This is a genomic window from Pseudomonas sp. GW821-FHT09C09 (assembly GCF_059418105.1).
In genome coordinates this window covers 820,722-836,410 of the sequence record NZ_JBWKPF010000001.1, presented here as the reverse complement: position 1 = coordinate 836,410, position 15,689 = coordinate 820,722, and the positions used below count along the sequence as shown (strand labels likewise).

Sequence of the window (15,689 nt, the reverse complement as noted above, 5' to 3'; positions counted from 1 at the left end):
CCGGGAGTCATGTTGGAAAACTACTATCGCGAGCTGGTGTGTTTCCTGAACGCCAAGCTCGGCAACCGACAGGTGGCCGAAGATGTGGTGCATGACGCCTATGTGCGGGTACTGGAGCGCTCCAGCGATACGCCGATCGAACAACCCCGGGCCTTCCTCTATCGCACCGCGCTGAATCTGGTGATCGACGATCATCGGCGCAATGCCCTGCGTCAGGTCGAATCCCTGGAAGTGCTCGACAGCGAAGAGCGCTATTTCACCCCGTCGCCCCACAGCACCCTCGACCACGGCCAGCGCCTGGACATGTTGCAACGCGCATTGGCCGAGCTTGCGCCGCTGTGCCGCGACAGTTTTCTGCTGCGCAAGATCGAAGGCATGTCCCATCCCGAGATCGCCGAACGCCTTGGCATTTCCAAGGCCCTGGTGGAAAAGCACATCGTCAACGCCATGAAGCATTGCCGCCAGCGAATCAAGCAATGGGATGCTCACTGAAGCCCCTGCGTTAAATTTTATTTCACTGTCCTCGTTCCTACTCAACAGACGACCTGTTGTCCTGTCCCGGGCCGGCCGGTCACCCAAGCTCTTCCTCCGCGCTGTTCGGGGGTTCATCCAGAGGACACTGGAAATGACACAGGCAATTGCATCGCCCATCGTTCACGATCTGATCGGCGTCGGTTTCGGCCCTTCGAACCTGGCGCTGGCCATCGCTCTGCAGGAGCGTGCTCCGACCCTCGGCGAGCTGGATGTGCTGTTTCTCGACAAACAACCGACCTACAGCTGGCACGGCAATACGCTGTCGACCCAGAGCGAATTGCAGATTTCCTTCCTCAAGGATCTGGTGACCCTGCGCAACCCGACCAGCCCGTACTCGTTCGTCAATTACCTCAAGCACCACGGTCGTCTGGTGGACTTCATCAACCTCGGCACCTTCTACCCGTGCCGCATGGAGTACAACGACTACCTGCGCTGGGTGGCCGCGCAGTTCACCGAACAGAGTCGTTATGGCGAAGAAGTGCTGACCATCGAGCCGGTGCTGCACAACCATCAGGTCGAAGCGTTGCGAGTGATTTCCCGTGGCACCGACGGCCAGCAATTCGTGCGCACCGCACGTTCCGTTGTGGTCAGCGCTGGTGGCACCCCGCGCATTCCCGAATCGTTCAAGGCGCTCAAGGGCGATGCCCGGGTATTCCATCACTCGCAATACCTGGCCGAGATGGCCAAGCAACCGTGCGTGAGCAACCAGCCGATGAGCATCGCGATCATCGGCGGCGGCCAGAGCGCGGCGGAAGCCTTCATCGACCTGAACGATTCGTTCCCGTCAGTGCAGGTCGACATGATCCTGCGCGGCTCGGCGCTGAAACCGGCGGACGACAGCCCGTTCGTCAACGAGGTGTTCTCGCCGGAATTCACCGACCTGATCTTCCAGCAGCAGAGCAGCGAGCGTGAGCGTCTGGTCAACGAGTACCACAACACCAACTACTCGGTGGTGGACATCGACCTGATCGAGCGCATCTACGGCATCTTCTACCGCCAGAAAGTCTCGGGCGTGGCACGCCACGCGTTCCGCACCCTGACCACTGTCGAGAAAACCACCGCTACCGAACGCGGCATCGAACTGGCGGTGCGCAACAACGCCACGGGTGAAGTTACCGTCCGCGTCTACGACGCCGTGGTGCTGGCCACCGGTTACGAGCGTCAGATGCACCGCAAGCTGCTGGCGCCGCTGGAAGAGTACCTGGGCGACTTCGAGGTCGATCGCAACTACAAACTGATCACCGACGAGCGCTGCAAGGCCGGTCTGTACATGCAGGGCTTCTGCCAGGCCAGCCACGGTCTGAGCGATACGCTGCTGTCGATCCTGCCGATCCGCGCGGACGAAATTGCCGGCTCGCTGTATGAGCATGGCAAGAACCGTGGGCACAGCCGCTCGGTGATGGATCTGTTGTTGGCGACTGCCAGCTGATGACGTCCTGATGACTCCCGCGCCGAGCGCGGGAGTCGTTTCCGGGCCAATCCTGAACCCTTCCTGAATGACCTCCACATCCCCCAACCTCATTCCTTTTACGGGTTTACTCTCCAGGCATCGGGGCGTAAGCTTCGCGCGTTTTCATCAATAGCGGAGACCCACAGTGGGTACTTGTTCGAGTGACAGTTGTCGGCCGGTCCTTGTAACCGGCAGATTCTCGGCAAGATAACGCGCATTCCTTTGTGCCGTTGTCTCGCCGAACAGCGAGCAGCGGCATCCCGATCATGGTCAGCTGAGACCATGTCCCGACGTCCTTCTCATCGACGCTGAAAAGAGCGTGGTTTCGACTTCATTGTCGCAATCGCAGCCCTATCGACACGCCTGTCTTTTTTGACTGGCGCGCCAACCCTTGCCGTGCCGAATTTTCGGTGCAAGAGGGCTGGACGTACCTGCTTGACGGTTTCCCGGCTGACCATAGGGGCAACAGCCATGAAACTTACGCTCAAGGAATTTTTCGCAGGCTTCCTGCGGACCCGTCACATCGCCCGGCACTTCCGTCGTCTGGCCGTGCTGGAAAGTCTTCGCGACACCACGGTCAGCCGTGAAGTGCCGCCCACCCTGGCCAATACGCTGGTGGACGCCGCCCATTGCGACAGCGGCGTGCTGCTGTCGAACCTCGGCACGCACACCGACGGCCTCACCGATTTCGAAGTCGATGTGCTGCGTGCACAGCATGGCCTCAACGAAGTCGAGCATGAGCAACCGCTGCCGTGGTGGACCCACCTGTGGCACTGCTACAAAAACCCGTTCAACCTGCTGCTGACCCTGTTGGCGGTGATCTCGTGGCTGACTGACGACCTGAAAGCCGCCACCGTGATTTTCTCGATGGTGGTGCTCTCGACCCTGCTGCGCTTCTGGCAGGAAAGCAAATCCAACCAGGCGGCCGACGCGCTCAAGGCGATGGTCAGCAACACCGCCACCGTGCTGCGCCGGGATGCGCCGCGCACTGAACTGCCGATCAAGCAACTGGTGCCGGGCGATCTGATCGTGCTCTCGGCCGGCGACATGATTCCCGCCGATTGCCGGGTGCTCAGCGCCAAGGATCTGTTCGTCAGCCAGGCGGCGATGACCGGCGAATCGATGCCGGTAGAGAAATTCCCCCGCCAGGCGGATCGCGATACGCGCAACCCGCTGGAGCTGGAAAACATCCTGTTCATGGGCACCAACGTGGTGTCCGGGACAGCGGTGGCGGTGATTCTCACCACCGGCAACAGCACCTATTTCGGTGCGCTGGCGCTGCGGGTCGGGGCAACCGATCGGGCGGTGACTTCGTTCCAGCAAGGGGTGAACAAAGTCAGCTGGCTGTTGATCCGTTTCATGTTCGTCATGGCGCCGCTGGTGTTGTTCATCAACGGTTTCACCAAGGGTGACTGGACCGAAGCGCTGCTGTTCGCATTGTCGATCGCCGTGGGCCTGACCCCGGAAATGCTGCCGATGATCGTCACCTCGACTCTGGCCAAGGGCGCGGTGTTCCTGTCGCGCAAGAAAGTCATCGTCAAACGCCTGGACGCGATCCAGAACTTCGGCGCCATGGACGTGCTGTGCACCGACAAGACCGGCACGTTGACCCAGGACAAAATCTTCCTGGCGCGCAATGTCGACGTCTGGGGTGAGGACTCTGATGACGTGCTGGAAATGGCCTATCTGAACAGCTACTACCAGACCGGCCTGAAAAACCTGCTCGACGTGGCGGTACTGGAACACGTGGAGGTCCACCGTGAACTGAAGGTCGGCACGGCGTATCGCAAGGTCGACGAGATCCCGTTCGATTTCAATCGCCGGCGCATGTCGGTGGTGGTCGAAGGACACGGCCAACCGCATCAGTTGATCTGCAAAGGCGCGGTGGAAGAAGTGTTGTCGGTGTGCACCCGGGTTCGTCACGGTGAAGTCGACGAAGCCTTGAGCGATGAATTGCTGGCGAGAATTCGTCAGGTAACAGCAGCATTCAACGCTGAAGGCTTGCGCGTGGTAGCGGTGGCGGCACGGTCGATGCCTGAAGGTCGCGACACTTACAGCCTGGGCGACGAGCAGGAACTGACACTGATCGGTTATGTGGCATTCCTCGACCCACCGAAGGAAAGCACCGCACCGGCACTCAAGGCGCTGGCCGAGCATGGCGTTGCGGTAAAAGTACTGACCGGCGATAACGAGTTGGTGACCGCCAAGATCTGCCGCGAAGTGGGCCTGGCTCAGCAAGGCCTGCTGATGGGCAACGACATCGAACGCATGAGCGACGCGGAACTGGCGGTGGCGGTGGAGACCACCAACGTGTTCGCCAAGCTGACGCCGACCCACAAGGAACGCATCGTGCGCATCCTCAAGGGTAACGGCCACGTGGTCGGGTTCATGGGCGACGGCATCAATGACGCGCCAGCGCTGCGCACCGCAGATATCGGTATTTCCGTGGACAGCGCGGTGGACATCGCCAAGGAAGCGGCCGACATCATCCTGCTGGAAAAGAGCCTGATGGTATTGGAGGAGGGCGTGCTGGAAGGGCGCCGGACCTTCGCCAATATGCTCAAGTACATCAAGATGACCGCCAGCTCGAACTTCGGCAACGTGTTCTCGGTACTGGTGGCCAGTGCGTTCATTCCGTTCCTGCCGATGCTGCCGATGCACCTGCTGGTGCAGAACCTGCTGTATGACATTTCGCAGATCGCGATCCCGTTCGACAACGTCGACGACGAAATGCTGAAACAGCCGCAACGCTGGCAGCCGGGGGATGTGGGGCGCTTCATGCTGTTCTTCGGTCCGATCAGTTCGATCTTTGACATCACAACGTTCGCCTTGATGTGGTACGTGTTCGATGCCAACACCCCGGATCACCAGACCCTGTTCCAGTCCGGCTGGTTCGTGGTGGGGCTGCTGACCCAGACGCTGATCGTGCACATGATCCGCACGCCGAAGATTCCGTTCCTGCAAAGCCGCGCGGCCATGCCGCTGCTGGTGATGACCGGAATCATCATGGCCGTGGGCATCTTCCTGCCGATGGGGCCGCTGGCACACTACTTCAAACTGCAGGCGCTGCCGTCGATGTACTTCGTGTTCCTGCCGGTGATCCTGCTGGCGTACATGGCACTGACCCAGGCCGTGAAAGGCTTCTACATTCGCCGCTTCGGCTGGCAGTAACAGGAATGATTCCCCCCTTGTGGGAGCAAGGGGGGCGGTTTCAAGGAGTTCAACATGCAAGCCATCAACAACATCAACCTCGATTCGCTGCTCGATACTCTGGTCAGCCTCAGCGCGGCGTTCATTCTCGGCGGCCTGATCGGTTTCGAGCGCCAGTACCGGCAACGCACGGCGGGCTTGCGCACCAACGTGCTGGTGGCGGTCGGCGCGGCGATTTTCGTCGACATGGCCAACCGTCTTGGCGGTGCTGAAGGCGCGGTCCGAGTGGTCGCCTACGTGGTGTCCGGGATCGGCTTTCTCGGTGCCGGTGTGATCATGCGCGAAGAGGGTAACGTGCGCGGTCTCAATACCGCCGCCACACTCTGGACTTCGGCAGCGGTGGGCGCCTGTGCCGGTGCCGACCTGCTGGCCGAAGCGGTGCTCGGCACCTTGTTCGTGCTCGCCGCCAATACCTTGCTGCGGCCGATCGTCAACAACATCAACCGCCAGCCGCTGGATGTGGTTTCGGCGGAAGTCACCAACATCGTCTATGTGATTGCCCGGCGCTCGCAGCAGACCGCCGTGTTCGCCTTGCTTGAAGCCGAGCTCGAACGCAGCAACTACCCGGCCAGTGACGTCGATGTGCACGCCTTCGGTGCCGACGAAATCGAGATCGAAGCCACGCTCGCAACGACATCGGTGGACGGCGATGAACTGGACGCACTGGTGAAGCGGATTTCAACGTCGAACCTGGTGGTACAGGCGTTCTGGAGTCCGAGTACCACGGAGTAACCAGGCGAACGCCCATCTTCCGGCATTGGCATGGGTGGCCGTCAATCCGGATGAGTGACGGTTATTTTCGGAATAGTCCTACAGAGTATGCCTCGATGCTTGGGTAGTCTTGCCGCCACTTGAAGCGACTGGCGGGACTTCCACGATGGCCGACAAAACCTTGCGCATTTTGATCGCCGACACCCGGCATTTTCACCGAATGAAGATCGAGCGGATGTTCAATGCCCTCGATTACTACCGCATCGCACCGGTGCAGAACTTCACCGAACTGCTGTCACTGATCGATTACGGCTGCGAGCCGTTCGATGTGCTGGTGACCGACTCTCAACTGGCAGGTGGAATACCGGATCTGCACGGATTTCTGTTCGATCTGGCGCAGGTCCGGCATGCACTGGTCTATGGCGAAGCGCTGAACTCATCGGCTGTTCCCGGATACTTTCGGCCGAAGATCACCACCTGTAACGAAGCGCTGCCCTCAATGAGCGCCATCACACAGTTGATGGCGTCGGCCGAGGCTTCCCGTGAGCGTTCATCGCGTATGTGCCCGGCAAAATCCCTCGCGTGATGGAGCGCCAGATCACAGATCGGCCGATGGCGCAACTGTCAGGTCTGACAGGTGTTTCGACTTGCGTCCCGTGTAACAGTCGTAGCGCAGCTACCAGTAGTCCCGTTCATGCAGGATCGGTGGCGTCATCGACATGTATTCGCCCGGGAGTGGTCATGGATTCAGCATTGGTCGTCGATGATCACCCGGTGGTAGCCGAGGCCGTCAGAATAGTTCTGGAGTCGTTGGGCTATAAACCGATTCATGTCGCTTCGAGTGGCGTCGACGTGGTGCCGATGATCCGTGCCCACGCGCCGACATTGATCGTGCTCGATTTGAAGCTCAAGGGAATGGGCGGTCTTGAAGTGCTGGACCGGATCAACGCCCTCGGGCTGGTCTGCAAAGTCGTGATTTTTTCATCGGCCGATCCGAACAGCTACCTGGTGCGTTGCCGACGTGCAGGTGCAATGGCTTTTGTGGCCAAGTCTGCCGAGTTGCAGCAGTTGCAGAGTGCGATCAAGGCAGTCCGTTCGGGTTACAGCTATTTTCAGGAATTGCCTGAGGTCAACGCAGGGCACTCCGGTGTGCACAGTGACGAGCGGCAGCAAATCGAAGGATTGTCCAATCGCGAGTTACACATTCTCGTGCAATTGGCGCATGGCAAGCCCAACAAGGACATCGCTCGGGAGATGAACCTGAGCCACAAAACCATCAGTACCTACAAGACTCGCCTGATGCTCAAGCTCGGGGTCAGCTCACAGGTGGTGTTGCGTGAGTTCGCCAGACGCAACCATCTGCTTTGAGAGCCTGCCCGATGATGAGGCCGCTGCGATGCATTCTTCTGATGATCTTCCTTTTGGCAAACGCTGTGCAGGCATCCGGGGCTGTGCAAAAACTGGAAATCATCTCCCGCACCCGGCTGGAAGGCGTGCAGGTACGCCTCGACGAGCAGGATCGCCAGTGGCTCCGGGCACACCCGGTATTGCGCATCGGCGCTTCCGGGCCGGACTATCCTCCTTTTGAATTGACCCGCAACCGGCATGAACTGGAAGGCCTCACGGCCGAATACGCCGACGCGATCGCACAGGTGCTGAATGTCCGGATCGAGGTCTGGTGCTACCCCGACCGCGAAAGCGCCATGGCTGCGCTCAAGGCTGGCGAACTGGACTTGCTGGGCACCTCGAACAACTATGAGATTGCCGATCCCGAGCTGATGCTGTCTCGCGCCTATGCCGAAGATCAGCCGATGTGGGTGACCCGGCTCGACGAACCGTTGCCCGATGATCTGGCAGGCAAGCGCATCGCCATGGTGGATGACTACCTGCCGGCCTCGACCATCCAGAAGGCTTACCCGCAAGCCACTTTGCAGCGTTATCGCTCGATTCTCGATGCCCTCGGCGCCGTGGCATTCGGACGGGATGATCTGTACCTCGGCGATTTCATCAGCGCCAGCTATCTGATCAACATCAACTTCCACAACGATCTGCAACTGGCCGGCCCCTCGGGTCTCGACGCCAACCCGTTCGCCTTTGCCCTGACTCGCAGCAACACACGCTTGAAACGACTGGTCGACAAGGCCTTGCTGGCCATTCCCATGGAGCAGCGCCTGGCCATGGAGCTGCGCTGGAGTGCCGGGCGGGCGGACATGACCGGACAAGCACGGGTAAGTCTCAGCGACAGTGAACAGGCGTGGCTCGCCCGGCATCCGAGCGTACGTGTCGGTGCGATCGAGGATTTCGCCCCGTTGACGTTCTTTGATGCCGAGGGAAAAGTGCAGGGGCTCACGGCGCAGTTGTTGAGCCTGATCAGTCAGCGCAGCGGCCTGAAGTTCGAGATCGTACGGGGGCAGTCACTGGACCGACAGATCGAACAATTGAAGGCCGGTGAACTTGATCTGCTGCCCGTGGTGACACCCAGCAGCGAGCGTGAACTCGAAATGCGTTTCTCCCGGGCCTATCTGAACAATCCGTTCGTGCTGGTCAGCGGAGTATCGGCGTCGGGCGTGAGAACCCTGGACGACATGGCCGGTAAACGGTTGGCGATCTATCGCGGTCACCCGTTGCGCGATTACCTGCTGGAGCGAGTACCGCAGCTCAGATTGGTCGAAGTACCAAGCCCGGCAGCCGGGATGGAAGCGATTGTCAGCGGGCAGGCCGATGCCACGCTGAGTTCGTTGATGGTGGCGCGCTATCTGATTTCCCGTCAGTACCGGGGGCGTACCCGGATAGTCGGTACGGTGGGGGACCAGCCCGCCCGGATTGCGTTGGCCACTGCACCGGATGCGGTGGTCTTGCATTCGATTCTGAACAAGGCGCTGCTGAGCATTGCCCCGAAGGAACTCGACGATCTGGTCGAGCGCTGGGGCCGTGACGCTGTTGCCGATGACAGTTACTGGCAGCGCCATCGACGGGAGATCCTGCTTGGATTCACCGTTGCGTCCGGGCTGTTGCTGCTGGCGCTGGGCTGGATTGCCTTTCAGCGCTGGCAGATTCGCCAGCGCCAACAATGGCTGCTTCAACTGCAGGAAGCCAAGGACGCGGCGGATGACGCCAACCGGGCCAAGAGCACCTTTCTGGCAGTCATGAGTCACGAAATCCGTACGCCCATGAATGCCTTGCTGGGCATGCTCGAACTGGCGCTCAAGCATGCCGATGAAGGCGTGACCGACCGCGCGGCCATTCAGGTGGCATCCACGGCGGGGCAGCAACTGCTGGCACTGATCGGCGATATTCTCGATATCGCACGCATCGAATCCGGTCATCTGTCGCTGGCTCCCGAACGCACCCATCTACGTGAGTCGGTGTTGTCGGTGTGTCGGATTTTCGAAGGAGTGGCGCGCCAGAAGCAGTTGTCGTGGCATGTCGAGCTGGATGAACGCAGCAATGTCGAGGTGATGCTCGACGCCCTGCGTTTCAAGCAGGTGTTGTCGAATCTGCTGAGCAATGCGATCAAGTTTACCGACGAAGGCGATGTGAGCCTGCGACTGCAAGTGTTCGCCGTATCGGACGGGCTGCTGGAAATCGGTGTTGTCATCGACGACAGCGGACGGGGCATCAGCGCCGAAGATCAGCAACGCCTGTTCAGCCCCTTTGTGCAGGTCGGCAGCCAGCCGATGTCGGCCCGCAGCGGTTCTGGTCTGGGGCTGGTGATCAGCCGCAGCCTGTGTCGGATGATGGGCGGCGACTTATGGATGACCAGCGAACCCGGACGAGGCACACAAGTCATGCTGCGCCTGGAGCTGCCCGTGCTGGAGTCATCCGGCCATGAGAACGTTGCGACTCCAACGGTGATGGCAGCGAGGTCGCTGGATGTACTGGTGGTGGACGACCATCCGGTGAATCGTCTGCTGCTGTGTCGGCAGTTGAGCGAGCTCGGGCACCACTTTGTCGATATCGGGAGTAGTGAACAGGCGCTGGATCTGTGGCGCGGTCAATCTTTCGATGCACTGATCACTGACATCAACCTGCCCGGGCTCAACGGTTATGACCTGGCGCGAACGATTCGCGAAGAAGAGACGGCAGCAGGCAGGGTGCCTTGTCGAATTCTGGGGTATACCGCCAATGCACAGCTGGAGGAAAAACAGCGATGCCTGGCAGCCGGAATGGACGACTGCCTGTTCAAACCGGTTTTGCTGCGGGAACTGAATCTGGCGCTGATGGCCGCAGAACCCGACGAAATAAAGGTCGCAGGAGCGGAGGAGCAGATATTGCCCGGTTTCGATCTGAGCTCGCTGTTGCAACTGGCGGGAGCGGACAACCCGCTGATCGGGCAGTTGCGTGAGGAGGTGTTGAGCAGTCTGCGCAGCGATCTGGAGCGTCTGGAGAAATCCGGGCGGGAAGGTGATCGTGCAGGCCTGAAGGATCTGGCACATCACATTACAGGCGGGGCGCATGTGATCGGTGCCGAGCGCGTGGTTTCGGCGTGCCGGGTACTCGAACAGGCCTGCGGGGACGAAGAGCCTGAGGACGCATTGAACGTTGCAATCGAATTGCTGCGCGTGGCCATGCACGACCTCGCGCAGCAACTTCAGGCCTGAGTGGTCAGTCCCACTGCGGCGCGATGCCTTGGGGGCTGGTCAGGCGATGGCCGCGCTCCAGTGTGTCGATCAGCGCCATATCGGCGTCGCTCAGCGTCAGCGCGGTGGCGCCGAGGTTGCTTTGCAGATTGGCGCGCTTGGTCGACGACGGAATCACCGCGTAACCCGATTGCATCGCCCACGCCAGAGTGACCTGCGCCGGGGTGGCTTGCAGACGCTGGGCGATGTCGACAATCAATGGATCCTTCAGCACTTCGCCATAGGCCAGGGTCATGTACGAGGTGATCTGGATGCCCTGGCTCTGGGCAAATTCCACGACCTTGCGGTTTTGCAGGTACGGGTGCAGCTCGATCTGGTTGGTGGCGATATTTTCTGCACCCACCGCTGCAATGGCTTGCTTCATCAGGTCGATGGTGAAGTTGGACACACCGATCTGTCGGGTCAGGCCCAGGCGTTTGGCCTCCAGCAGGGCGCCCATGAATACTTCCACCGGCACCTGATCTTCCGGCGACGGCCAGTGGATCAGCGTCAGGTCGAGGTAGTCGGTCTGCAGCTTTTGCAGGCTTTCCTTGAGGCTTTCGATCAGACGGTCTTTGGCGAAGTTGGCGATCCAGATCTTGCTGGTGATGAACAATTCGTCGCGAGGGATGCCGCTGGCGGCGATAGCCTGGCCGACCTCGGCTTCGTTCTCGTAGATTTGCGCAGTGTCGATGACCCGGTAACCCAGCTCAAGGGCGGTGCTCACCGAATCGATGACCACCTGACCTTGCAAGCGAAACGTACCAAGACCGAAAGCGGGAACAGACATCTAGAACTCCAGGATTGCAGTGGGAATGGACGGGAGTATCCGCTGCTGCTTCCATGAGAAAAACCACTGTCGGGGCAAAGTACTGTTGACCGGAAGTCACGAATCAATCGCAGGTCTCAAGCGATGTCGCTGTGAGCAAATTCTTCACCCAGAAAATCGATCAAGGTGCGCACTGACGGCAGTAGTCCCCGGCGCGAAGGAAAGATCGCGTGCACGATCCCGCATTTCGGTGCCCAGCCCGGAATCAACTCCACCACGCGTCCTGCCGCGATGTCTTCGCGCACGACCACACTCGGCAGATGCGCAACGCCGACCCCGGCAATTACCGCCTGACGCAGGGCGATCAGGTCATCAGTGACCAGCCTTGGCCTGTGCCGGACCTGTGCCGAAGCGCCGTTCGGGCCGAGCAGTTCCCATTCATACTCACGTTGCGCCGCACCCCAATGCAGGCTCGGCAAACCATTAAGATCGGCCGGCGAGGGCGGTGACGACAAGCGCTCGGCAAACATCGGGCTACCTACCACTGACTGAGTGCTGTTACCCAGCACCTTCATCACCATGTCGGTGTTTTCCAGTGGTGGAAAACGCACGCGCAGCGCAATGTCGAAACCTTCGTGCAGCAGGTCGACCCGGCGGTTCGTACTCTCGATGAACACTTCGACCAGCGGATACTTGAGCATGTAGCGGGTGAGCATCGGCCCGACCCAGGAATTGAGCAGCGCCGTCGGGCAGCTCAGGCGTACCAGCCCCTGAGGTTCGGAGCGATTGCGCTCGATCAGCTCGGCGGCGCTCTCGGCCTCGACCCGCATCGCCAGGCAGCGCTGGTAGTAGGCCTGGCCGATTTCGGTCAGCGAGCAATGCCGGCTGGTGCGGTGCAGCAGGCGTACACCAAGGCGTTCTTCGAGCTCCGAGATGCGTCGGCTGAGTTTCGATTTGGGGATGTCCAGCGCACGACCAGCGGCGGCAAAGCCACGATGCTCCACCACTTGAGTGAAGTAATAGAGGGTGTTGAGGTCTTCCACCATCGTTCTCCATATAGAACGCTAAGGCTGATTTTTGCAGTCTAGTCCATCAATGGTCATGGATTTAAGCTTAATCCATCGCGTCATTCACCCGATTGGAGGCAACCATGAAAAACATCATCGGTATCTACACCAGCCCTCGCGGCCATTGGGTCGGCGATGGTTTCCCGGTTCGCACGCTGTTTTCCTACGACAACCTGGGCAAGCACATCAGCCCGTTCCTGCTACTGGATCACGCCGGGCCTGCGCAATTCACCCCGACCACCGAGCGACGTGGCGTTGGTCAGCATCCGCACCGCGGGTTCGAAACCGTGACTATCGTTTACGAGGGCGAAGTGCAGCACCGCGACTCCACCGGTGCCGGCGGCACCATCGGCCCGGGCGATGTGCAGTGGATGACCGCTGCGTCCGGGATCCTGCATGAGGAGTTTCACTCGGACAACTTCGCCAGAACCGGCGGCAATCTGGAAATGGTGCAGCTGTGGGTCAACCTGCCCGCCAAGGACAAAATGGCGGTGCCCGGTTACCAGACCATTCTGGATGGTGACATTCCGACCATCGCACTCAAGGATGGCGCGGGTAGCCTGCGTCTGATCGCCGGTGAGTTCGACGGCCACAAAGGCCCGTCCCGTACTTTCACGCCTATCGATGTGTGGGATCTGCGCCTGAATGCCGGCAAGTTGCTGACGCTGGATCTGCACGAGGGCCGCAACACCGCGTTGGTGCTGTTGCGCGGTTCGGTGCAGGTCAACGGCCTGGAGTCGGTGCGTCAGGGCCAGTTGGCGCTGTTCGAGCGTGACGGCCGGCAACTGACACTTGAGGCCAGCGAAGATGCGGTGGTGTTGCTGCTCAGCGGCGAGCCGATCGACGAACCCATCGTCGGCCACGGTCCGTTCGTGATGAACACCGAGCAGGAAATCCACCAGGCATTCGCCGACTTCCAGTCCGGCCGCTTCGGCCGCATGCACGGCTGACACGCCGCGCTTCCACACCCCGCTCTACACAGGATGCGTAGGCCGGTTCGAAGGCCAGGGATGGCTGCTGCCCAAAAGAAAGAGAAAACGCTGGATTCCCGGCGCTGACCCGAGACCTCGACATTTCGTCGAGATCGACAACACGCGAGGATTACTGCAATGAGCACTCAATACAAACGTCTGGACAAGAACAACGCCGCCGTTCTGCTGGTCGACCATCAGGCCGGGCTGTTGTCGCTGGTGCGCGACATCGAGCCTGACCGGTTCAAAAACAACGTGCTGGCGCTGGCCGACCTGGCCAAGTACTTCAAGCTGCCGACGATCCTGACCACCAGTTTCGAAACCGGCCCCAACGGCCCGCTGGTGCCCGAGCTCAAGGCGTTGTTCCCCGAGGCGCCGTACATTGCCCGTCCCGGCCAGATCAATGCCTGGGACAACGAGGACTTCGTCAAGGCGATCAAGGCTACCGGCAAGAAACAGCTGATCATTGCCGGCGTGGTGACGGAAGTGTGTGTGGCATTCCCGGCGCTGTCGGCCCTTGAAGAAGGGTTTGATGTATTCGTGGTGACCGACGCCTCCGGCACGTTCAATGAACTGACCCGTGAATCGGCATGGAACCGTATGTCCAGCGCCGGCGCTCAATTGATGACCTGGTTCGGTCTGGCCTGCGAGTTGCACCGTGACTGGCGCAACGATATCGAAGGGCTGGGCACGTTGTTCTCCAACCACATCCCGGACTACCGCAACCTGATGACCAGTTACAGCACGCTGACCAGCGGCAAGTAATCAACCCCATGAAAACCTGTGGGAACACGTTGTCTCCCACAGGTTTTTTCGGCACCCGCCAAATAGCACTCATCCCGCCAAATCAATTGCTCCTACACTAAGCCCAATCTGTGCGATCTTCTCGCGATTGACCTCTGTCGGAGTTGTTTGATGCTGTCACTGCTGACTGAACATCCGTTGTTCTGCGCGTTGATCCTGATCCTGCTCGACCTGGGCCTGTGGCGCCTGATCAGTTCCCACGGCAGCGAATGGAAGCTGCTGGTGCGGGTGCTGATTTTCAGCCTGTTCAGCGTGCTGCTGTTCAACGAAGGTCTCAATCCGATGGAGCCGGCGCCCTGGGCCGACAACGTGCCGCTGCATCTGGCGGCGACCGGGTTGCAGATCGGCTGGTGGCTGTTCGGCGCACGCACGCTGACGGTGTTGATCGGCGCGGTGATGATGCAGCGGGTCGGCCACACCGGGCGGCTGCTGCAGGATCTGCTCGGCGCGGTGATTTTCCTGATCGCCATCATTGCGGCGCTGGCCTATGTGCTGGACCTGCCGGTCAAGGGCGTGCTGGCCACGTCCGGAGCACTGGCGATCATCGTCGGTCTGGCGTTGCAGAGCACATTGAGCGATGTGTTCTCCGGGATCGTCCTGAACACCACCAAGCCCTATCAACTCGATGACTGGATTTCCATCGACGGCACGGAAGGGCGGGTCACCGACATCGACTGGCGCGCCACGCGCCTGCAGACTTCTCAGGGCAGCATGGCAGTGATTCCCAACTCACTGGCGGCCAAGGCCAAGATCATCAACTTCAGTCGCCCGAGCAACATGTTCGGTGTTGCCGTCAGTGTGCAGGTCAGCCCCCATGCCCGGCCGAATTCGGTGATCGACGCCCTGGAGCGGGCGATGCAAGGCTGTCGCCCATTGCTGGACAACCCGGCGCCAAGCGTCGCGTTGAAGAGTTCGAGCAGTGCCGGCGCGGAATATGAAATCAGTGGTTTCGTGGCGTCGATGAGCGAGAAGCGTGCGGTGCGCAATCAGTTGTTCGATCTGGCTTACCGGCATCTGCAAGCGTCCGGAGTCAATCTGCTGTCGAGTGATGAACCCGCCGCGCCGGCTCATCTCTCACGGCCACGGGCGCTGCTCGACAGCTCGCCGATTTTCTCCACCCTGCGTCAGGAAGAAAAAGAGACCTTCAGCCAGAACATGGCCCTGCAAACCTTCCGTGCCGGCGAGATCATTCTGGCGGGTGGCGAGGTCAGTGACCATCTGTTCATCATCGAGTCCGGCGTGGTTTCGGTGACGTTGAACCGGCACGGCGTACCGTTCGAATCAGGGCGTATGGGGCCGGGGGAAGTGATCGGCGAGGCCGGGATCCTTTCCGATACCTCGTTGCCGGCCGACTTTTCCGCCAAGACGTTCTGCGCCCTGTACCGCATCGAGAAGTCGTATCTCAAGCCTTGCCTGGATGCCCGTCATGACATCAACGATGCAATGAAGGCGCTGCTCGATTTCCGCCTGCTCAAGGCGCAGGCGCTGACTCAGGAAACGCCGGTAGCCGTGCCGAAAAGAGGCTTCCTGCAGTGGTTGCGCCATCGCGCCTGA

At 60.3% G+C, this 15,689-nt stretch carries 12 protein-coding genes; 10 read left to right on the top strand and 2 right to left on the bottom strand.

Annotated features, from left to right (window positions below):
- The first annotated feature begins 9 nt into the window (after positions 1-9).
- The 7 genes from AC07NR_RS04075 (at position 10) to AC07NR_RS04045 (ending at position 10,506) form a co-directional block, all read left to right on the top strand.
- Positions 10-492: a sigma-70 family RNA polymerase sigma factor gene (locus AC07NR_RS04075; protein ID WP_134826047.1), complete on the top strand. Its 483-nt coding sequence runs from the start codon at positions 10-12 to the stop codon at positions 490-492.
- A 133-nt stretch (positions 493-625) separates the two neighbouring features.
- The gene (locus AC07NR_RS04070; protein ID WP_495077858.1) at positions 626-1,963 is read left to right on the top strand and encodes a lysine N(6)-hydroxylase/L-ornithine N(5)-oxygenase family protein; all 1,338 of its coding nucleotides are present in this window, start codon (positions 626-628) and stop codon (positions 1,961-1,963) included.
- Between the two features lie 492 nt (positions 1,964-2,455).
- Positions 2,456-5,155, top strand: coding sequence for a magnesium-translocating P-type ATPase (gene mgtA / locus AC07NR_RS04065; RefSeq protein WP_248738775.1), 2,700 nt, complete (start codon positions 2,456-2,458; stop codon positions 5,153-5,155).
- Between the two features lie 54 nt (positions 5,156-5,209).
- Positions 5,210-5,926, top strand: a complete 717-nt coding sequence (locus AC07NR_RS04060) for an MgtC/SapB family protein (protein WP_085711975.1) — start codon at positions 5,210-5,212, stop codon at positions 5,924-5,926.
- 145 nt (positions 5,927-6,071) lie between these two features.
- Positions 6,072-6,491 (top strand): chemotaxis protein CheY, encoded by a 420-nt coding sequence (locus AC07NR_RS04055; RefSeq protein ID WP_248738776.1) that lies wholly within the window; start codon positions 6,072-6,074, stop codon positions 6,489-6,491.
- Between the two features lie 155 nt (positions 6,492-6,646).
- Complete coding sequence (locus AC07NR_RS04050) at positions 6,647-7,273, top strand: response regulator transcription factor (RefSeq protein ID WP_248738777.1); 627 nt, start codon at positions 6,647-6,649, stop codon at positions 7,271-7,273.
- Between the two features lie 11 nt (positions 7,274-7,284).
- On the top strand, positions 7,285-10,506 hold the full coding sequence (locus AC07NR_RS04045; RefSeq protein ID WP_495077857.1) for an ATP-binding protein: 3,222 nt from the start codon (positions 7,285-7,287) through the stop codon (positions 10,504-10,506).
- Positions 10,507-10,510: 4 nt separating this feature from the next.
- On the opposite strand, the gene dkgB is transcribed toward AC07NR_RS04045, so the two are convergent.
- Positions 10,511-11,314, bottom strand: coding sequence for a 2,5-didehydrogluconate reductase DkgB (gene dkgB / locus AC07NR_RS04040; protein ID WP_305835262.1), 804 nt, complete (start codon positions 11,312-11,314; stop codon positions 10,511-10,513).
- Between the two features lie 116 nt (positions 11,315-11,430).
- Positions 11,431-12,339 carry a LysR substrate-binding domain-containing protein gene (locus tag AC07NR_RS04035; RefSeq protein ID WP_495077856.1) on the bottom strand — a complete coding sequence of 303 codons (909 nt, stop codon included), beginning with the start codon at positions 12,337-12,339 and terminating at the stop codon, positions 11,431-11,433.
- A gap of 104 nt (positions 12,340-12,443) precedes the next feature.
- Here AC07NR_RS04035 and AC07NR_RS04030 point away from each other — a divergent pair, with 104 nt between their 5' ends.
- The 3 genes from AC07NR_RS04030 (at position 12,444) to AC07NR_RS04020 (ending at position 15,689) form a co-directional block, all read left to right on the top strand.
- A complete protein-coding gene (locus AC07NR_RS04030; RefSeq protein ID WP_495077855.1) occupies positions 12,444-13,310 on the top strand; it encodes a pirin family protein in 867 nt (288 codons plus the stop codon).
- Positions 13,311-13,469: 159 nt separating this feature from the next.
- Complete coding sequence (gene ycaC / locus AC07NR_RS04025; RefSeq protein WP_096821173.1) at positions 13,470-14,096, top strand: isochorismate family cysteine hydrolase YcaC; 627 nt, start codon at positions 13,470-13,472, stop codon at positions 14,094-14,096.
- Positions 14,097-14,246: 150 nt separating this feature from the next.
- Positions 14,247-15,689 (top strand): mechanosensitive ion channel family protein, encoded by a 1,443-nt coding sequence (locus AC07NR_RS04020; protein ID WP_085711979.1) that lies wholly within the window; start codon positions 14,247-14,249, stop codon positions 15,687-15,689.